Below are 20,457 nucleotides of genomic sequence, written 5' to 3'. Positions count from 1 at the left end.
TCTGCGAGGACCGGACACAACGGGGGTTCATGACTCCTCCTTAAAGTCGCGTGGCCTTTCATCGTATCGCCACTACGAAGAAACAGTGTCGTATCTGAAGGAAATAAAGCCCTGCCTGCAACGAGGCGGTGCGAACCACGTGGGTTCACACCGCCTCACTCGCCTGTATGCAGCGTTCAGCTATGCAAGCCGTACGCCTTGTGGATCAGCCAGATCGGGTGAACAACGTTCGCACCCGTTGCGGTGCGCAACTGCCAACGGCACGTTTCCGTGTCGCACGCGGCCAGTTCAACGTTGACCTGCTTGATGAAGTCGAAGACAGGTCTTCCGACTGCCTGGGCAATGTCGTACTTTTCCTTCTTCATGCCGTAGGTACCAGCAATACCGCAGCAGGGCTGGTTCGATTCCTTGACCTTCACGCCAGGGATCAGTTCCATCAGTTCGACAGCCGGAAGACCGAGGCCCTGAGACTTCAACTGGCACGGTGCGTGGTAAGGGATGGTGATATCCATCGGCTGGAAGTTCAGATCCAACTCGCCCTTTTCGTGCAGGTGCATGAGAAATTCGCAAATGTCCCACATGCGCGAACCGACGTCCTTGAGCTCGGGGGTGTCCATCTCGAGGATCTCGTTCGCCTCGTGGCGGAGCATGCCCGCGCACGAACCGGAAGCGGAGATAATTGGCGCGTTGCGATTGGCCTTGCGCAGATCATTTGTCAGCTTCGAGACATACTTGCGGGACTCGTCGTACAGGCCGTTCGATTGCAATGCCAGACCACAGCAGCCGTGTGGAGGAACCAGAACCTCGTACCCGAGGTACTCGAGAACCTGGACCGAGTGGATCGACGTTTCGACCTCGAAGTACTGGCCTGCGCAACCGTGGAAGAAGATGACCTGGCCCTTGCGACCAGAACCTTCCAGCGGCGTGTGCTTGTTGAACCAGCCTTCGAAAGTGCGACCGGCCGCCTTCGGCATCGGTGCGCTACGGTGAACGCCGATGACTTTTTCCATAGCAACACGGATCGGCTTCACATCGAGCGCCCAGTTCGCGATAGGAGCAACCGGGGTCATGACGGTACCGATGAAGCCGGTACGACCAATCAGGTGATCGCGAAGCGGAATGCCCTTTTCCTTCTTCATGTCGGTGCGAGCGTGGTGGATCATCTCGGTGACCTTCACGCCCTGCGGGCAGACCAGCGTGCAGGTGCCACATGACGAGCAGTAATCGATCGACGAATCGACGATCTGTCCTGCCTTGCGGTAGCGTTCTGCCTGCGGGCCGGAGTATTTCGGGCCCGGGAACAGATCGGTCACGCGCATGACCGGGCACTGGGTTTCACAGATCGTGCATTTGACGCAGGCGTCGAGGGTGGAGCGCAGACCGAAGTCTTCGTCGGTCAGGGACAGTACGTTCATTTCTTCGATGGTCACTTCAGGCTCCCAAGGATCGAATCGGCTGCGCGGAGTGCGGAGGCAAGGGCAATGCCTTCACCTGACTTTTCGCGCCAACGGGTTGCTCCGGCGAGGTTTCCGCCGGCTGCGTAAACGTTGGTGTAGACGGGCTTCTTGGCTGCGTCCAGCGGGTGCATCTCATCGTCAACGTCAAGGCCGGCGAGGAAGATCGGCTGGTCGGCCCCCCAGAAGTCACCGTGGAGAAGCTGGCCCTCAGCGCCGAGAACCGGCAGGCCGAGGATCGTTTCGGTGACCTTCCCGTAGGAATCCATATCGAGTGCGCCGGATTCGAAACCGCCACCAGCGAGGATGACGTTCTTCGTTTCGATGCGCGTCGAGTGACCGGCGGTCCCGATCATCACGGCGGTGACATTCTGGCCGTCAGTTTCGATGCCCTTCACGGCAGACCCGAGGATGAAGCGCGCTTCAGCCTTCACTAAAGTGGTCAGGACCTGGTTCATACGCATACCGGGGATTGATGGCGGTTGCATCGGGATCTCGAAGACTTTGTGTCCGAGCTGGTCAGCAATGTCCTTCCAGGCGTTCAGGTCATCGAGACCAAGCACGGCGGGAAGGCCGATGATTTCGCCTTCGCGAACGTGAGGCTTGATAGCCTCAACCAGCTTGGTGCGCATCTCGGCTCGATCCAATGTGCGCGCATGGTTCGTACCGGTCGTATCGACCTCGTCTGCACGCATCTCGACGTCGACGATCAACGAACGTGCCTTGATCGGTTCGCCATTCGGTGTGGTCTGGCGCGAGAGATTTTCGGCAGCGAGGGTCGGGTAGAAATCCTTCAGTCGGCGCAGACCGACGATCAGGTACGAGGCTCCGTCTGCAGGAATACCCGCTTCCATCGAGGGCTGGTACAGGCTCGTCGGACGGAGCGCACCGATTGCGGTCGGAAGCACAACGTTCTTTTCGGGATCGCCAATCAAAAGGTCAGGACCTAGGACATCCTTCAACCAGTTCGCGCTTTGGGCAACGAACTCGGGAGTGAAGTGCGTGTACGGGTGCGTCGGACGCGAGGAAATGTGCTCGGAGATCTGAGTGATCGGAGCAGCCACGCGAGACTCGGAGTATCCGAGAATATCGACGGTGCCCTGGCCAAGCTGCAAACCGCCAAGACCTTTCGTTACGACCGTGACCGAAGCGCCACCGCGAGCAAGATAAAGAGCTGCGGTCAGACCGGCAAGGCCAGCGCCAATAACAACGGCGTCTCTCATCGTGCGTCCTCCTTATTCTCGGAAGCTGATGCAGGAAAGACGAACTCCTCGCCGGGCTCGCCTTGCGCCATCGGCAGGTGCTCAACATCGAGCATGCCTTCATGAATCCAGTTATCTAGCGCTGCCTGACGCAGCTGCTTGCCGTAGGTGATCGGCCATAGACCAATCCAACGGTTCTTCAAGAAGGTCTTGAACAGTTCGTTTGCCTTCTTTGAATCGATATCCCCACGTTCGTGAGCGATACCGGTTGCACGCTGGGAGCAGAAACCACCCTGGCAGGGACCCATGCCAAGGCGAACCTGACGACGAACGTCATCAAGCTGACCGCCCGGCAAAGCATCCATTGTGTCTTCGAGCATTGTGCGGGTGACCAGTTCGCATTCGCAGATGATCTGATCGTGGCTGGGGGCCGCGTTCTTGTGCTCGATGTCGTGCAGGCGGTGGCCGATAGTGTAGAGCTTCGGCGATGCGGTCGGGACTGCTTCACCGGCGGTCTTGCACTCGCGCTTCTCTCCCATTTCTTCACACATGATGTCGACGATGCGCTCTGCCATCAAACGGTAGGTCGTGAGCTTGCCACCAGCGATGGTGAGCATGCCGTAGACGCCGTCGCGCGAGTTGTGGTCGATGACCGACATGCCACGAGCCATGTGACGCGTGTCGGTTGCTGCAACACGCGAATCCTTGACCAGCGGTCGGGCACCTGCCCACGCGTGAACCGCGCGAGCCTTGCGGAAGCCGGGAACCATTGCTTCGCCAGCATCGAACATCTGCTGAACCTGATCGGCGGGGATCGTCAGCTTGTCCGGGTCATCTGCCTTGAGGTCCGTCGTGCCGATGATGCACACCGGGTGGTCAGGAACGATGATGTCGCCGTCGGCTGGCCAGATGCAGCGGTTGAGCACCGTCTGGGTCAGGCGGAAGTTCATTGCGATCATGATTCCGGCTCCGGGGACGACATCAACGCCGTGGCAGTCAGCCATCGCGGCAATCTGACCAGCCCAAGGGCCACCACAGTTCAAAACAAACTGACATTCGATGCGAGTATCTTCGCCGGTGCGAACGTTGTGGACGATGACTGCGCTGATGCGGTCACCTTCGCGTTCGATCTTTGTGACCTTGTTGTAGGTCATCACCTGTGCGCCGTAAGCCTGAGCAGAACGAATTGCACCCCAGACCATCTGCCAGCCGTCGACGGAGCCGTCGAGGACCTCGAATGCACGCTTGAGCTTGGGGTCAAGACGAGGCTCACGCTTCAGTGCCTCGGCGACGCTGATTTCCTGTGCCGGCACCTTTGCCGCGGCAGCGCGCTCGAGGAACTTATCTGCGTATTCTTCGTCGTCTTGCGAGGTGACCACGAACAGGCCACCGGTTGCTTCAACTGCGTTTGAGTTGATGCGCTTAACGATTTCGTTTTCTTCTGCACACTCGGTTGCTGACTCAGGGTCGGACGCGATGTAGCGTCCACCAGAGTGGAGCAGGCCGTGGAAGCGGCCAGAGGTACCTTGTGCGATGTCGAATCGTTCAACGAGGACGGTTCTAAACCCTCGCATTGCAACGTCACGGACGACACCGGCTCCGGTGGAACCACCGCCAATGACGACAACGTCAGTGTTGATCGTCTTCACCATTCGTTCCCTTCACATTTTCGCTTCGGGCTTGCGCACAGCTAGCCCCTTCGCCCCTTCAATAGTGCCTTGCCACCCCCCATTTGATTGCATCGTTCAGCCCCTGTGCACATATGTGCACGACTTAGGCGTACCTCACTTTTCATTCGTAGAGAAATGCCGGAACCTGCGCTTTTCAGGTTTGAAATGACAGATTTTCACATAACGAATGATTCGGAATTCACGCTCAGATCTGCCAGGCAAGAGCTGGGGAGCGTATGACCCCTCCGACCGCTCCCCTGTTTTTGTACAGCGATATCTACATGGCCTGTCATAAAGTTGGCATATGAGCGAAAAGATTCTGGCGCGAGTCCTAGAGACCGCGAACATCGATTCCAACGTCCGTGCGCAGGACGATTTTTATCGTCACGTCAATGGACGCTGGATTGCAACGCATAAAATCCCCGCTGACCGACCAATCGACGGCGCTTTCCACGCGTTGCGTGATCTTTCCGAAGAACGTGGTCGGGATATTTGCAACGATGCTGTTGCCGGCACTCTTGATGACACGGACGCCACTCTTATCGCGACCCTCTGGGGTGCATTTATGGATGAAAACGCGATCGAGGAAGCAGGCATTACTCCCCTGTTCCCCTTCTTCGAAGCCATCGATCACGTCACTACTCGCGAAGAACTTGACGAATTGACCGGCACGTTGATGGCCGGTGGCGCCGATTCCTTCTTTGGAGCCTACAGCGGTACGCATCCGCATGATTCCGATGCACGCATTATGACCTTTGTCCAAGGCGGAATAGGTCTTCCGGACGAGGCCTACTATCGCGAAGATTCATATGCGCCAATCCGCGATGCCTACGTTTCTCACCTCGAGAAACTCGCATCGTTGGCCGGTATTGGTGAAAACTCTGCCCGGGTTGCGCGCATGATTATGGATCTCGAAACGCGTTTTGCTTCGCATCACCGCAGTGCCGTGGATAACCGCAATCCCCTCCTATCTGATAACCAGATGACGTGGCGCGAATTTGTTGCCAGTGCGCCTGGGGTCAATTGGGATGCTTGGGCGCGCGGTCTGGGATGGCAGATCGGGGACGAGGCTCAGATCAGCGTGTCCCAACCCGATTTCTTTGCCGGATCGGCGCAGATTTGGGGCCAGACTCCGATCGAGGATCTGAAGATCTGGTCAAAGCTCTCCGTACTGGATGCGCGGATTGGTCTGCTCTCTTCGGAGTTTGTCGAAGAAAACTTTGATTTCTATGGCCGTACCTTGTCAGGTACGCAGGAGCTGCGGCCGCGTTGGAAGCGCGCACTCGGCCTCGTTGAATCTGTTGCCGGCGAATCACTGGGGCGCATCTGGGTGTCACGACACTTCCCGCCGCAGTCCAAGGAGCGCATGGACCAGTTGGTCGAAGGGCTATTGAATGCCTACGGCGAAGCAATCACTGCATGTGACTGGATGGGTGAAGAGACAAAGAAGCGGGCTCTTGAAAAGCTCGCAACCTTCCGCCCGAAGATTGGGTATCCGCCGAAGTGGCGCGACATGTCGGGGCTCGTCATTGAACAGAGTGATTCTCTGGTTGATGCCGTGACAAAGGCCTACCAGTTCGAGACCGCGCGAGAACTACGTAAGCTCGATGAGCCAGTCGACCGCGACGAGTGGCTGATGACTCCGCAGACGGTAAACGCTTATTACCACCCCGCGATGAATGAAATCGTCTTCCCTGCTGCGATCCTGCAACCACCGTTCTTCGATCCCGAAGCTGACGACGCAGTGAACTTTGGCGCAATCGGCGCAGTTATCGGACACGAGATCGGGCACGGCTTCGATGATCAGGGCTCACGGTATGACGCTCAGGGCAACCTTGAAAACTGGTGGAGTGACATCGACCGCGAGCTCTTCGAGCAGATCACGGGCAAACTGGTTGAACAGTACGACGAGCTCACTCCCCTAGATTTGGCTCAACCTGCGGTCTATAACCTGGATGCCGGCGAAGATGCGCAGGTGGAGGAAGAGTCTTCACCTGTTCCGACGGTAAATGGTGCACTAACCCTGGGCGAGAATATTGGTGACCTTGCCGGTCTGACGATTGCATGGAATGCGTGGGTTGCCACGTTGAGTAAGCAAGGCTTGAGTATTGATTCTGCCCCGGTGATTGATGGTCTGAGCGGAGCCCAACGATTCTTCTACGCGTGGGCACGGGCGTGGCGGACCGCATCACGCCCAGAGTTTGCTCTGCAGATGCTGGCGATCGATCCTCACTCGCCCGCAGAGTTTAGATGCAATCAGATTGCACGCAATATGGATCAGTTCCACGAGGCCTTCAATGTATGTCAGGGCGATCACATGTGGCTTGATCCCTCACAGCGTGTTCACATCTGGTAAAACTCCGCTTCATTTTCTACCGTGGCGAACAGCCATCGGCCTGGGACTATTCCCCGTTTACGACCGATCACTCTGGCAGGTCAGCTTGCTTGTTTCATTGCCAAATGTGCGTCAAAGGTCGTTCAGTGAAAAGATAGGCTCAAGCATTACTTTGTTTACGTTCCTCTGAATTGAAAGGGCATCATGCCGGGATTGAACCTCACCCGCGAAGAAGCAGCTGCACGCGCGGAGATCCTGTCCGTTCACCACTACGACATCACGCTGGATCTGACACGTGGCGCCACTGATTTTGGTTCCACGACGCGCATCGAGTTCGATGCGACCGCTGGTGCCTCAACCTTCGCTGACTTGGTTTCGAACAACGTCCGTTCGATTCGCCTGAATGGTCAGGAAGTCCCCACCGAGGCTCACGCTGACCACCGCATCGCGCTGGACGGTTTGGCTCAGCACAACGTTCTGGAAGTTGAAGCCGACTGCCAGTACATGCACACCGGCGAAGGCTTGCACCGTTTCACCGATCCGGCTGACGGCGAAGACTACTGCTACTCCCAGTTTGAGGTTCCAGATGCTCGCCGTGTCTACACGACCTTCGAGCAGCCTGATCTGAAGGCAACCTTTACTCTAACCGTCAGCGCTCCCGCTGGCTGGCTGGTGTTCTCGAATGCTCCGACTCCCGAGCCTGAGGTTGATGGCGAGACTTGGATCTACCGTTTCGCTGAGACTGAAAAGATGTCGACGTACATCACCGCGATTATTGCTGGACCGTACAAGGGCGTTACCGATTCACTGGTGTCCTCTGACGGTCGCACGATTGATCTGGGTGTGTACTCTCGCGCGTCGCTGGTCGAGCACCTCGACACTGATCGCATCATTGACACGACCCGCAAGGGCTTCGCTTTCTTCGAGAAGCAGTACGGCATCGCCTACCCTTTCACGAAGTACGATCAGATCTTCGTTCCTGAATACAACGCTGGCGCAATGGAGAACGCGGGCTGCGTAACCTTCCGCGATTCCTACGTGTTCCGTACTCGCCCGACTGCTGCTCAGCTTGAGACCCGAGCCAACACGATTCTTCACGAGCTCGCCCACATGTGGTTCGGCGACCTGGTGACGATGAAATGGTGGAACGACCTCTGGCTGAACGAATCCTTCGCTGAGTTCATGAGCCACCTGGCTCTCGCTGAGGGCACCGAGTTCACCGATGCATGGACAGGCTTCATGCTCCGCAAGGACTGGGGCTTGAAGCAGGATCAGCTGCCCACGACTCACCCGATTAAAGCTGAAATCCGTGACCTCGCAGACGTTGAGGTGAACTTCGATGGTATTACCTACGCAAAGGGTGCATCCGTTCTGCGTCAGCTGGTGTCCTACGTTGGCCGCGAAGGATTCTTCACCGGCCTGCACGAATACCTGACCGCTCATTCCTACGCGAACGCGACGCTCACCGACCTTCTGGGTGAACTCGAGAAGGCTTCAGGCCGCGACCTCAAGGCATGGTCGAAGGTCTGGCTGGAAGAAGCAGGCGTGACCCTGCTCCGCCCCGAAATCAACGTCGACGACAACGGCGTAATCTCTGAACTCGCTGTTCTGCAGGAATCCTTCTCTGAAGGTTCCTCGTTACGCCCGCACCGCATGGCCGCCGCCGGCTACTCGGCCAGTGAAGATGGTTCTTTGAAACAGGTCTTCCGGCAAGAGCTCGATGTTGACGGCGCACGCACCGTTGTTCCTGTTGCCTCTGGCCTTGCTCGTCCCCAGCTGATTCTGCTGAACGACGGCGATCTGGCATACGCGAAGATCCGAATGGACACCGAATCCCTCGAGTTCGCAACAAAGAACATTGCGTCGATCACCGATTCGCTGACCCGTGGCGTCATCATGGCATCTGCCTGGGATATGACCCGCGATGGTGAGATGTCGGCACGCTCCTACTTGGATCTTGCTCTTGCGGCGATCCCGGGTGAGACGAATATGTCGATGCTCCAGCTGACAATCCGTCACATCGAAGAAGCAGTTCGTACCTTCGTTGCTCCGACCGAGCGTCAGGCTGCCCTCGAAAAAGTTGGTGGCGCACTTCTGGACCTCGCTGTTGCAGCTGCTCCGGCATCGGACGAACAGAACATACTGATCCGCGCAGCCGCTCACGGTGCTACCACCACCGAGCAAGGCGAGCAGCTCCGAGCAATCTTCGCAGGTGAAAAGGTTCTTGAAGGCCTCGATCTTGACCTTGATTGCCGTTGGGAACTGCTGATCGCGCTGGTTCGCCTGGGTCTTGCCGGCGAAGCAGAAATCGCGGCTCTCGAAGCTGAAGATGGCACGATGACCGGCCACCAGAACGCAGCATGTGCTCGCGCAGCCGTGGAAGACGCAACCGTCAAGCGCAACGTCTTCGACGCGGTCATGACGGATCTGTCGATCCCGAATGACACTCGCTGGGCTATGGTTTCCGGCTTCTGGACGCAGGCTCGCACGAACCCGGCTCTGTACACTCAGTTCGTTGCCGACTACTTCAACCTGATCGAACGCGTGTGGGCAGAGAACACATTCCACACCGCTGAGGACATCGCGATCCTCATGTTCCCGACCGACATTGCTGGCTACGCTGAAGGCGTGGACATCGTTGCTGCCGGTCAAGAGTGGATCGCTTCGCACACCGAGGTCTCCGCTGCTCTGGTTCGCATCATCCGCGAACGCGTTGACGTTGCCCGTCGCCAAATTGAAGCTCAGAAGGCTGACGCCTGATTCAGTTCTCTCAGCTGAAGGAAGGGGCCTCGAACCGTAACGGTTCGGGGCCCTTTCCACTCAGTACCTCGTGACGACTAGCGCAGAATACCTCGCCTCAGCTTCGTAGCATCGTCACTTAGCCGGAGTCGGCATCGACAAGCGTGCAAGATGAAGTGTCAGGTACGCGATCTCATCGGCCGACAAAGAAGAACCGAGTCTCAGCTCGACCAATTCTGCGATTGTCTTCGCACACGCGTTTTCTTTCGGATACGAGTCAACGATTGATTGAACGACTGCAAACATGTGGTGCTCGAGTTGCTCATCTTTGTTGATGCGCACGAAGAGATACCGCAGGTGGGTGATAAATCTGCCGACGCTGATCGAAGACGGATCGAGTTGCACGTCGAGCCCCTTGGCCGCGACATCGAGAATCTGTTGGATGACACCGGTCATCGTGTAGGTCCACGACAGGTCACCCGAGGCAAAACCGGCATTCACCAAATGGAGGCTGAATGCAGTGACCTCGACCTGAGGAAGAGTCACATCGGAAAGGGCATTGAGAGCCTCGACGAAGCGCTGTGCCTTTGCATACTCATCCGGGTAAAGGCTGACAACTTCGGCGGTAAGCGGATACTCAATGACTTGACCAATCCGTGCTCGTGCCAAAGCAAAACCAAGGTGGTCAGCGAGTGAAAGAACCAGGATGACGCTCGCAGTGTCTTCGATTCGGGCTTCCCGCATGGCTGAAAGAACCATCTGGATGTGCTCCGGTGGGATTTCAGCGAGGAGTTGGCCAATATGGTCCGGATCTCGGCCGTCGGATGGAACGAAGATCTTCACGATCTTGGATTCGTCGACCGTTTGTCCTGGTTTTGTTTGAAAACCGAGACCGCGCCCAGTGAGAATCACTTCAACGCCATCGTGACGGCGTGCGAGCACAACATTATTGTTGAACACGCGGAGTAGTTCCACGGGTGATCCTCCTTTCTGGGCGCGACTTCGGTGTTCAGTGCTGGACGTCGATGACGGGTGTACCGGCTGTAACGGTTTCTCCCACGATCGGGGTCACTGCCGTCATGATCTTTGTATTCGTTACAGTCATCAGCGTAGTAGTCGAGTATCCAGCTTGTTCAACCTTTACAAAGTCCACGATCGCAAGGACATCCCCGATCTCAACTCGTTGCTTCTTTTCGACTTTAACGTCGAAACCATCGCCATCCATCGCAACGGTGTCGATTCCAATATGAACGAGGATTTCTACACCGTCATCAGTTTTGATTCCGAAGGCGTGCCCAGTCTTGGCGACCGTAGCAAGTGTGCCTGCGACTGGCGCGTAGATAGTGTCTGAAGTGGGAAGGATTGCGACTCCTGCACCAAGCGCACCCGAAGCAAAGACCTTGTCGCCGGATTCGTCGAGCGGGATGACTCGCCCTGAAACGGGTGCATACACCGCGGTGGCGGCTTCTGCGTCTGCAACGGGAACAGGTGTCGTGTCTTCCTCTTCGATCGAGGGGGCAACGCTCGTGGCAGGTGCGACAAGCGCGGCCTTTTGCTCGGCGGTGCGATAGTCGAAAACTGAAACCAGAGCAAAAGCGGTGGAGAAGGCAATCGCAACTGCGATGGCGTAAATCCACATAGGTGAGAACACTGGGATTGTGAGTAGCGAGGTGAAGGCGAAGGCGCCCGTGGTCACGCCTCCCGAAGTGAGGCCAAGGATTGCGATAGTCAGACCACCGGAAAAACATCCGATGAGCATGAGCGGGTAGATCCTCTTGAAACGCAGGTGGATACCGTAGAGCGAAGGCTCAGAGATGCCACCGAGAAGGCCGGCCGCCAGTGCACCGGTTGCGGTCTGGCGCATCTGAACGTCCTTGTCACGGATGGAAAGGAAGAGCACACCGGCGGTTGCACCGAAGCAGGCAAAGTTCCATGCCCCCATCGGCCCCTGGATGAAGTCGTAGCCGAGAGTCTGGATGTTGACCAGCATAAGTGCGTTGAGTGGCCAGTGAAGACCGAGCGGAACGAGGAACGGGTAGACCATCGGGATGATGAGCGCGAAGACGAAGGGGGCGTGCGTGTTCATCCAAGCGAGGCCGACGCCGAGGCCGTTACCGAGCCAGACGCCCATCGGGCCAATGAGGAACGCAGTAACGGGAATCATGACGGCCATCGAGATAAACGGGACGAAGACCATCTGAAGGTTCGTCGGAATCGCCTTCTTAAGCCCGCGGTAGAGGAGTGCGAGAACAGCAACCATGATGAGCGGGACGAAGACGTTGCCGCCGTAGTCGTTGAGCTGGAGCGGCAGGCCGAAGATGTGCGCTGTGCAGTTCTGCGTCTCGAGGAGCTGGTTCGTCGTGCAGGTAAGGTCGGGGAACCGGTCCTTGTTCGACAGGGAAAGAAACTCCGGGGTGAGGAGGGCACCCATAACGGTCGCACCGAGCCACGGGTCAACGTCAAGCTTTTTCGCCGCGTTGTAGGCGACCATAATGGGGAGGAAGTAGAAGACCGCGCGCCACAGGGCGTCGACGAAGACCCAGGAGGCGGGCTTGTCGGCGGCACGGAAGTCGACGATGCCGAGGGCGTCGAGGACGGCGGCGAACGCAATGATGAGCGAGGCGCCGAGCAAGACACCAAGGATCGGACGGAACGAGTCGGAGAGGTACTCGAAGAAGGAGTCGAGCCAGGCGACCTTGCCGCGCGCCTTCGAGCGGGCGGCAGCCTTGACCTCAGCATCGGTCATGACGGCTCCGGCGCCCATTCCGGGCAGAGATTGCATGGCCGCGAAAACGCCAGCGACGGCACCTCCAATAACGACCTGATAGCGGTCCCCACTCTGGGGGACAACTCCAAGAACGCCCTCGGTCGCATCGAGCGCATTGGCATCAACCTTGGATGCGTCAACGAGTTCAAAACGTAGGCGCGTGGCACAGTGCGTGAGGCTGGTGATGTTGCCTGCGCCTCCGATCCCTTGAAGTACTGCCTCGGCGATCTGCTTGTCGGTGGACATCTCCATCCGTCCCCTTTCCCGGTTCTTCAATGAACCGCTTTGGTTGTGAGTCTTTCTCAGGGCAACAAAAAAGACCTGGGCGCACGAATAAACGCGTTCCCAGGTCTTGCCTCTGACGAGTAACAACCCTGCGATGCCGACCAGATGATCGGCGCTCATGGTCAGTGTAGGCGTTCAACGAGAAAACAAACAATGGCACAACCTATGTCGCCTGTCACACTTCTGCTGTTCTTCAACCGCGCACAACGTGGGCAACCTGCCACGTCTCGACCTGTTCAGCTGGTGAGCGCAGTAGCAATCTGAGGTAGTACCTCAGACGTGCCTCCCTCAATTCGGACGTCGGCGAAGCGATCCACGGCTGTCGCTCCCCTGTTCACCACGATCAGGGAAGCGCCTGCGCGCATGGCCTCGTGAACCACCCACAAACCGGTGGAGACGGCGAGTGACGTGCCCGCGACCAACACAACATTGCACGACGCGGCCATGTCGAGGGATGGGCCGAACGCGGACTCGGGAAGGCCTTCGCCGAACATGACGATGGACGGCTTCAGCATTCCGCCACAGCGTTCGCAGTACGCGGGAGTGAACGTGCAGACTTCGGCTAAGTCGCGACGGGCATCGGGGGTGATATCGACGTGTGCGGGATCGGTTTCTTCGACGAGGTCCGGATTCAACGCACGCAACCGCACGGACAATGCTGCGCGGGACGTAACGGAGCCACAGCTCAGGCATTCAACCGTGTCGTAGCGTCCGTGGAGCTCCCAGACGTTACGCGTTCCAGCGCGCGCGTCCAGCCGGTCGACATTCTGCGTGGAGACACCCAGCAGATGCCCGGATGCTTCCATCGTGGCAAGTGCCCGGTGCCCATCGTTGGGCTGGCAGTTTTCGAGGATTTTCCACGTCGCTTCATTGCGATACCAAAGCCAGCGATACCACACAGGGTCGGACGTAAACATGTCGACATCAACCGGGGTTGTGGGGGTTGAGCCGGTGCCTCGATAATCCGGCAAGGACGAGTCGGTGGACATTCCCGCACCAGTCACCGCCAGAATTCGACCACCGCGCGCAATGTCGATTGCTTCTTCGACGTTTCCTTGCATCGTAGTTCCTCCCCCACGAACACTTTTCTCCGTTGTACCACCATCAGGACTGGCGCGTTGGTGCGTTATGAGATTGGGCGGATGCGAATGCCAGCCACTTTTGCGTCTTTCGGCCACCGTTCAAGTACGAGGCCGCCTGCTCTTACACTTCATCGTCGACGAATACGGGGGCGGAGGCTCGCATGCCAATGATGCCCATCAAGAGAGCCATGATCATCAGGAAGATCAGAACAGGAGTAGTCGAAGCGGTTGCTTGAAGCACCATGCCGACAATGATCGGGCCGAATGCTGCAACGATATATGCACCAGGCTGAGCCATACCCGACAGGCGCGCGGTCATCGATGCAGTGCGAGCGCGCGCAGGGATCAGAGTGACGCAGAGCGGGAACATGAAGCCGCCGATCGACAGCAGCGTCACCCACAGCCAGGGAGAGAAAGTTGGAGCAAGCAAAAGGCCGAGATAACCGGAAGCGGTCAGCACCCCGAAGAGCAGAGAGACAAGAGGCAGGTTCTTCACCGAGTCAACGATCTTCGGCATAATCAAGCCACCGACAAGTGCCCACAGGTTGATAGCTGCAACCATCGCGGCTGCGCTTGTTCGGTCGACTCCCAGCATTGCGAGAATCGTTGGAAGCTGACCAAATTGAACGTAGGCATTCAAAGATTGAAGTCCGAACGCAACCATCAACGCCACGGCGGTTGGTGATCTCATCAGGCTCCGCCTGTTGGTAGCCAAGGGCGATGACAACTGGGCGGCCTCGTCCCCTGTCAGTGGCGTAGAAGACTCAGGTACTGGCGCTAAAGACTGGGCGACCGGCGGAGTATCTCGACCGACGCTCTTCCAGGCGAGAAGCCAGACGAGCACTGCCAACAGTGCCCACGGCGCCCAGATGAACAGCGCGGTTCGCCAGCCGGATGAATCAGGCCCAGCAATCGGCGCGCCGAGGAACGAACCCATCGCTCCACCCAGCGGGAGAACGCCACCGTAGACCGTCAGAAGCAGAACCGTGCGACCAGCTTTGTGCAGTTTGATCCACGCTGGCACGATGACATTACCGACGGCGGGGCCAGCAAGTCCAGCAACACTGAGCAGGAGGAACGCCCAGAAGTTCGACACGAATGGACGCACACCCAAGCCGAAGGTTGTCACGGCCATTGCGACGGTTACGATGCACGTCAGTCCGAAGCGCTTTGACAGTGGAACTGCCAGCGCACCAACGAGAGCAAAAACAATACACGGCAACGCTGAGAGCAGACCGACCGCCATCGCTCCCACTCCAAAAGTGGATTGGACACCAGTCAGGACAGGCCCGAGCGATGTTGCTCCGGCGCGCATCGAGGGTGAGATCGCGAGGACCGCAACCAGCGCCATCACGGTCGACAGTGTAGAAACGCGCCGTGGCTTCACATCAGTCGACGAAGCTACGCCTTCGGGGCTGGCGGTCATGTCGCGCTCAGGAGAACTCATACATCCACGGTCGCATCGTGCGTTGTGGGCGCGCAAACTGATCCGCGATTGCTTGGTCACAGTCGCACCCTTGAAGTTCAGCGTGCGCACAATCAAGTCACGCCTGCACCCGCACTGTCCGTTTGCGCTCCACCTTGTGTTCCACCTCGATTCGCCTGTGTCACGGGCTAAAGTTTGCCTATGACTCAAAGCGTTTCACCCTCTGATCGCACGCCCGGCGCAGATTCCATTTGGTGGCACGTGTACCCGCTGGGAGCGTGTGGCGCGCCGATTCGCGACGGCGATCGGACACAGGTTCCGCGCCTGCAAATGTTAATCAACTGGTTGGATTATGCCGCTGAGCTTGGTACGACGGGACTGCTACTCGGCCCAATCTTTGATTCGGCGACGCACGGATACGACACGCTCGACTATTTGTGCATCGATCCGCGTCTGGGCAGTGTCGAAGACTTCGATGCGCTGGTTGAGGCATGCCATGCTCACGGAATGAACATCATGCTCGACGGCGTATTTTCGCACGTCAGCGACCAGTATCAGCCTCTGCGTGCGGTTCTTGAAGCTGGCAAGGATCCCGTTTCCGGAACGCCCAATTCCCCCGATGCTCCCCTATTCCACATCGATTGGGAGTCCGACGGTGGCCCCTACCCCTGGTTCTTCGAAGGGAACTCGGACCTCGTGCGCTTCGACCACACGAACGCGCGCGTCAAGGATTTCGTTCAGCAGGTAATGGAGTATTGGTGTGCCCGTGGCATCGATGGGTGGCGACTTGATGCTGCATATTCCGTTCCAACTGAGTTCTGGGCAGACGTGTGCGACCGAGTCCGGGCCTCGTACCCCGATACTTTCTTCCTTGGCGAAGTCATTCACGGTGACTACCCTGCGTTCGTTGAGGATGCCCACGTTGATACGGTCACGCAGTACGAATTGTGGAAGGCAATTTGGTCGTCGATCACGGATAAGAATTTCTTTGAGCTTGATTGGACGCTGAAACGCCACGGTGAATTCTTGGAGACGATCGTTGCGCAAACGTTCGTGGGCAATCACGACACGACGCGCATCTCGTCTCTGCTTGGCGCCGATGGCGGACTAGTGGCGCAGGCGATCATCATGACGCTGGGTGGCACTCCGTCGATCTACTACGGCGATGAGCAGGGATTCACGGGGGTGAAGGAAGACCGCCAGTTCGGCGATGACGCGGTGCGTCCTCCCCTGCCCGCTTCTCCCGGCGAATTGCTGGGGTTTGGGCACACGACCTACGAGGCATTGAGTTCGCTGGTCTGGCTACGTAGAAAGCGTCCGTGGCTGACCCGCGCGCTAACAACAACCGTCGCTGTCACCAACACGAGCTACTCCTACCGATCATGCGCCCCAGACGATGATTCCACCTTCGTGGATGTCCAGTTGTCGATCGACGAGGCCGGAACCGCTCACGCCCTCATCCTGGACGAGGCCGGGCACACACTCTGGCAGAAGTAACTGTTCTTAATCCCAAGGATTGACGACCTCCACACCGCACCCCCGATAATCCTTGGCGTTCGAAGTTGCAAGAACTGCCACACGCGTCACGCAAATAGACACAATCTGGGCGTCAAGAACACTAATCGGTCGCCCCAGCACGTTCCGACGGGTAACAACATGGGAGTAGTCGGTCGCAGCTACCGAATTGAAATTAAAGACCGGATGCGATCTGCTGGCGAGACAATCAAAAGCACTCACAGTGCGGGATGTGGCTAAAGAATGACATCGCTTTCAACGCTGGATATTGTCGCAACGGTGAGCAGCAGAAAGATTCCGGGGAAGACCGAGAGCATTCGTTGGATCATGATGTCTCCTCTCAACAAGGTTCTGAAGCGGAGAGGTGGTTCGCATCAGTATCTCGGAAGGTAGCCTTATGAGGGAAGTCCCGTCCAATTCGTGAGGTGATCCGATGCAACGCTCGCAGGCTCGTGACCTGTCCGTGCGTTTCGCTGATCTACTGCCACTTTTGCTTCGAGATTATGCGACTTCCACTGACGCGGATACACCTGCTGGCGCCGACGGTAGCAATACTGGTGTCTTCTCGCGCAATATTGTGTGGGCGACTCAAGACTATGAGGATCTGGGAATCCATGCTGATCAGCAGATCATGCTTGATGTTTTGAACGCGAATCCTGGCTTGATTGCTCAGCGCACAACGAAAGCGCGTGACGCTCAGGCTGTTCGAACGAAAAAACGCGCTGAGATTTTCACTCCAGCGTGGCTGGTGAACTTTCAAAATGATGTCGTAGATCATGCGTGGTCTGCCGGCCACGAGCCTTATGATGATGCGATCCCTGATGCGTCGGCCGGTATAGTGCGTCCGCTTCGACCAACGCTTCCCGCCTTCGATGACGTGTCTGGCAAAGCGTGGGAAAACTACGTGGATCGCCGTGTACTTGAAGTCGCGTGTGGCGAGGCTCCGTATTTGACCAGCTGGTACGATGCTACGACAGGTGAACCGATTGCTCTTGGCGGGCGCGTTGGGTTTTTTGACCGCAAGTTGGCCGCTATTCCGATTTCTTTGGGTGACGAGGCCGCAACGCTTCATTGGGCGTTGCGCGCATTGAGGGCGACCTTCGGATTCGAGCTTCAGGGTGATTCTTTGTTGCTTGCGCGCCTGAATCTCCTGGCTTCGTTTGATGAAGCAACATCGGCTCTGCTTGGGCGTTCTCTTGTCGCAGACGAACTGACCGAAGCAGCTCATGTCATTGCCCGAAACGTCTGGCAGATGGATGGGCTCACGTTGAAGTCTCCATCTGGGGCGGATGTTGTTCTTCCTGTTGACTCCTTTGATATTACGGTCGCCAATCCGCCGTATCAGAAGGCGATGGCTGGCACTAGCGATCGTCAGATTTACCCGGACTTCATGGATTTTGCGTTTAGAGTGTCTTCTCTGGCGTGTTTCGTGACGCCGGCTCGCTTCTTGTTTAATGCTGGGAAGACTTCGAAAAAGTGGAATCGTCAGGTTCTTTCAGACCCGCATGTGAGCGTGTCTTTGTTCGAGGCGGATAGTCGACGCATTTTTCCTACTGCTGAAGTGAAAGGCGGGATCGCTGTCACTCTGCGGGATACGAACGTTTCTTTGGCCCCAATCGGCTCGTTCATTCCTGACCTCCAGTTACGTTCGATTGTTGCTCGAGTTCATGCGATCGCTGACAGTTTTCTTGATCAGATTGTGTTTGCTCCCGAGAGCTACCGGTTCACTTCGGTGTTGCATGTCGAGTATCCGCAGGCGATTGAACGTGTTTCTGCGGGGCATTCGTTTGATGTGACGACGAATTGTTTTGATGTGTTGCCTGAGGTTTTTCACGATGTTGCCCACAGGGGAATGATCGGAGTGCTTGGCCGGCAGAATAATCGTCGGCTTGTGAAGTTTGTCAATCGTCGTTACGTGCGCGATCATCCGAATTTGAATGCGTGGAAGGTTGCGCTGGCGAAGTCGAATGGCGCGGGCAAGTTGGGTGAGGTTCTTGCTCCTCCTGTTCTGTTGTCCCCTGGTTTCGCTCATACGCAGTCATTCATTTCTATCGGTGCGTTTGGGACACGTAAGGAAGCTGAAGAACTAGCGACGTTTTTGCATACGAAGTTCGCGAGGCTTCTTCTTGGGTCTTTGAAGGTGACGCAGGATAACAAGCGCGCGGTGTGGGCGAATGTGCCGAACTTGGTGAGCAAGGCCCCGGCTAATTTGAGCATCGATTGGGAGTCTTTAGTTCCAGTGATTGATTCGCAGTTGGCTGATTTCTTTGGTCTGTCTAAAGCCGAAAAAGCTTTCGTGAACGAGCGGGCTCAGGAGATGCCTGTTCGTACTTTGGTATATGAGGGCTTACTCGAATGAATATCTGAATTTTGCGCTGCTTCTCAATATGATTCGCAGTGCTGAAGCTCCTGTCACATTGTCTCTGGTACACCGGGGAGTCGAAGGCTCAGTACAATGACGGCGGTAGGCAGATGCCTCGTCATGACGACATTCGACGTATCAAAGTTTTTATGTTCACCATCCCTGGTGACGACGTCAGCCAAGATAGGGTTACGAGCTTCATCAATGCTCCTGAGGTGCTCACCATTCGTACACTGCTCACCTAGAGAAAAACTCGGAGCGTTCACCTCAGGTGGTGAATATTCCGAGCCTCCCCGTTTTCTCGACGTCGCAATCTTGGTGACGATCCTTCAAAGTCTCCAATCACTTTGATCGGACAGATCAGTCAGCAATCTGGCGTTGAAGGGCGAATGCTTATCGCTCCCCTGTTCAGTTCTTCAGCTGAAACGGCGAAGGTTCAGAGGAAAGAACCAGCTGTTGCTCGCATCCTTGAGCTCTTCGATGACATTGACATCGCAGTCTTATCTGTCGGCGCTTGGGATTCGCGCGTTACCCAGCTTGAGCAATTGCTTCCTCAGAGCGACATTGAAGTCTTAGATCAGCGCGGTGCGGTGGCCGATTCCAGTGGCGTTTTCTTTGATGCCGACGGCAACTACCTCAATCTCCCCCTGAACGATCGCCGTATTTCCATAACCGTCGAGCAAATCTTGAAGGTCCCTAACGTCCTGATGGTTGCTGGCGGAACACAAAAGACAGAAGCAATCCACGCCGTGTGTCGTTCAGGGATCCCAACTGCTCTTGTTACTACCGCGGAAGTTGCGCAAGAACTCCTTACTCTCCCCGCGATTTCGAAGGGCAAGTATCGCTGACTCCCAGCCAAAACAAAACCTGGCGCTGCAAATCCGTCCCCACTTTGCCAGCCACTGAACCAGGAGCCTGTGATGACGGTGAGCAGGACACCGCAACTACGCCTGTCGCGAACGTGGCGCATTCACTTGGTTTAAATCGTCGCCTTGCCCGCCAACCGGCTTGATAAGGCAACACTGGCGCGCCTGGAGGGCCTACTGGCTGCGCGCGGCCCTCGATTACTAAGGATCTCGGGACTGAACACCACAGCATCGGGGTGGCTGAGGGCCGGTTGGTGTTTGCCTGGTTCGACCACCCACCGGCACCAGATGACACCCAAGCCGCAACCAGCTGATCGATGCGTTGTGTGACTTTGCGGGTCGCGTTCACCGCGTGACCACGAGGCCATGTTCGGTAGCCAACGAGAAGTACTCGATGAGAGCGCCGCTACTGGGCTTGGGTTTCATCGGGGCCGAGTACAAGCAACTACGCCGCGACCTGCCGGCACGCCTAGAAGGTGATAGTGCCTAAGCGAAATCACTGAAACCCGCGAGCCCCACAGCAGATCCGGTGGGCTCGCTGAATAGTCGACGGGTGCGGCTGGTGTGTTGCAAAGCCCCATACACCAATCTTGAAGCAGGAGCCGAGGGCACGATCCTGTTCGTCGATGCTGCCAGCACGGTTCACGTCGACTGGGATAATGGCTCCACTCTTGGCCGGGTGAAATGGGTTGATCAATGGCGACTCAACTAGGTGAAAGAAGTTCAGTAATACCCGAAAAAAGTTTAATAATAC

Annotated in this window: 14 protein-coding genes; 7 read left to right on the top strand and 7 right to left on the bottom strand. The window is 57.0% G+C overall.

The window, feature by feature from the left end; all coding sequences use genetic code 11:
- Nucleotides 1–176: 176 nt before the first annotated feature.
- From QP109_RS04580 to glpA, 3 genes are read right to left on the bottom strand one after another with little or no spacing between them, the layout of a single operon-like run.
- Nucleotides 177–1,415, bottom strand: coding sequence for an anaerobic glycerol-3-phosphate dehydrogenase subunit C (locus tag QP109_RS04580; RefSeq protein WP_285023650.1), 1,239 nt, complete (start codon nucleotides 1,413–1,415; stop codon nucleotides 177–179).
- Nucleotides 1,416–1,426: 11 nt separating this feature from the next.
- Nucleotides 1,427–2,677, bottom strand: a complete 1,251-nt coding sequence (glpB, locus tag QP109_RS04575; protein ID WP_285023590.1) for a glycerol-3-phosphate dehydrogenase subunit GlpB — start codon at nucleotides 2,675–2,677, stop codon at nucleotides 1,427–1,429.
- Nucleotides 2,674–4,305 (bottom strand): anaerobic glycerol-3-phosphate dehydrogenase subunit GlpA, encoded by a 1,632-nt coding sequence (gene glpA / locus QP109_RS04570; protein ID WP_285023648.1) that lies wholly within the window; start codon nucleotides 4,303–4,305, stop codon nucleotides 2,674–2,676. Before glpA ends, glpB begins: the two co-directional genes overlap by 4 nt.
- Before the next feature lie 325 nt (nucleotides 4,306–4,630).
- Between glpA and QP109_RS04565 the strand changes: the two genes are divergently transcribed.
- Together QP109_RS04565 and pepN are read left to right on the top strand one after the other, a co-directional pair.
- Nucleotides 4,631–6,682: a M13 family metallopeptidase gene (locus QP109_RS04565; RefSeq protein WP_285023588.1), complete on the top strand. Its 2,052-nt coding sequence runs from the start codon at nucleotides 4,631–4,633 to the stop codon at nucleotides 6,680–6,682.
- Nucleotides 6,683–6,865: 183 nt separating this feature from the next.
- Complete coding sequence (gene pepN, locus QP109_RS04560; RefSeq protein ID WP_285023585.1) at nucleotides 6,866–9,421, top strand: aminopeptidase N; 2,556 nt, start codon at nucleotides 6,866–6,868, stop codon at nucleotides 9,419–9,421.
- 114 nt (nucleotides 9,422–9,535) lie between these two features.
- Here the strand turns inward: pepN and QP109_RS04555 are convergent, their stop codons facing one another.
- The 4 genes from QP109_RS04555 to QP109_RS04540 all read right to left on the bottom strand — a co-directional run bounded on the left by QP109_RS04555 (nucleotide 9,536) and on the right by QP109_RS04540 (nucleotide 14,981).
- Entirely contained in the window at nucleotides 9,536–10,375 is an 840-nt protein-coding gene (locus QP109_RS04555; RefSeq protein ID WP_270773014.1) for a PRD domain-containing protein, read from the bottom strand.
- Nucleotides 10,376–10,409: 34 nt separating this feature from the next.
- Nucleotides 10,410–12,413 carry a glucose PTS transporter subunit IIA gene (locus QP109_RS04550; protein ID WP_285023582.1) on the bottom strand — a complete coding sequence of 668 codons (2,004 nt, stop codon included), beginning with the start codon at nucleotides 12,411–12,413 and terminating at the stop codon, nucleotides 10,410–10,412.
- 275 nt (nucleotides 12,414–12,688) lie between these two features.
- Nucleotides 12,689–13,513 (bottom strand): Sir2 family NAD-dependent protein deacetylase, encoded by an 825-nt coding sequence (locus QP109_RS04545; RefSeq protein ID WP_285023580.1) that lies wholly within the window; start codon nucleotides 13,511–13,513, stop codon nucleotides 12,689–12,691.
- A 142-nt stretch (nucleotides 13,514–13,655) separates the two neighbouring features.
- Complete coding sequence (locus QP109_RS04540) at nucleotides 13,656–14,981, bottom strand: MFS transporter (RefSeq protein WP_285023578.1); 1,326 nt, start codon at nucleotides 14,979–14,981, stop codon at nucleotides 13,656–13,658.
- A 180-nt stretch (nucleotides 14,982–15,161) separates the two neighbouring features.
- Here QP109_RS04540 and QP109_RS04535 point away from each other — a divergent pair, with 180 nt between their 5' ends.
- From QP109_RS04535 to QP109_RS04515, 5 genes are all read left to right on the top strand, one after another.
- The gene (locus QP109_RS04535; RefSeq protein WP_285023576.1) at nucleotides 15,162–16,457 is read left to right on the top strand and encodes an alpha-amylase family protein; all 1,296 of its coding nucleotides are present in this window, start codon (nucleotides 15,162–15,164) and stop codon (nucleotides 16,455–16,457) included.
- Between the two features lie 451 nt (nucleotides 16,458–16,908).
- On the top strand, nucleotides 16,909–18,834 hold the full coding sequence (locus QP109_RS04530; protein ID WP_285023574.1) for an Eco57I restriction-modification methylase domain-containing protein: 1,926 nt from the start codon (nucleotides 16,909–16,911) through the stop codon (nucleotides 18,832–18,834).
- Between the two features lie 38 nt (nucleotides 18,835–18,872).
- The gene (locus tag QP109_RS04525) at nucleotides 18,873–19,082 is read left to right on the top strand and encodes a hypothetical protein (RefSeq protein ID WP_285023572.1); all 210 of its coding nucleotides are present in this window, start codon (nucleotides 18,873–18,875) and stop codon (nucleotides 19,080–19,082) included.
- 33 nt (nucleotides 19,083–19,115) lie between these two features.
- Entirely contained in the window at nucleotides 19,116–19,685 is a 570-nt protein-coding gene (locus QP109_RS04520) for a sugar-binding domain-containing protein (protein WP_350224213.1), read from the top strand.
- 547 nt (nucleotides 19,686–20,232) lie between these two features.
- Nucleotides 20,233–20,415 (top strand): DUF4314 domain-containing protein, encoded by a 183-nt coding sequence (locus tag QP109_RS04515; protein WP_350224209.1) that lies wholly within the window; start codon nucleotides 20,233–20,235, stop codon nucleotides 20,413–20,415.
- Nucleotides 20,416–20,457: the final 42 nt, after the last annotated feature.

It is taken from the genome of Pauljensenia sp. UMB9872 (assembly GCF_030212665.1).
GTDB lineage: Bacteria > Actinomycetota > Actinomycetes > Actinomycetales > Actinomycetaceae > Pauljensenia > Pauljensenia turicensis_B.
This window is presented reverse-complemented; position numbering and strand designations above follow the sequence as displayed.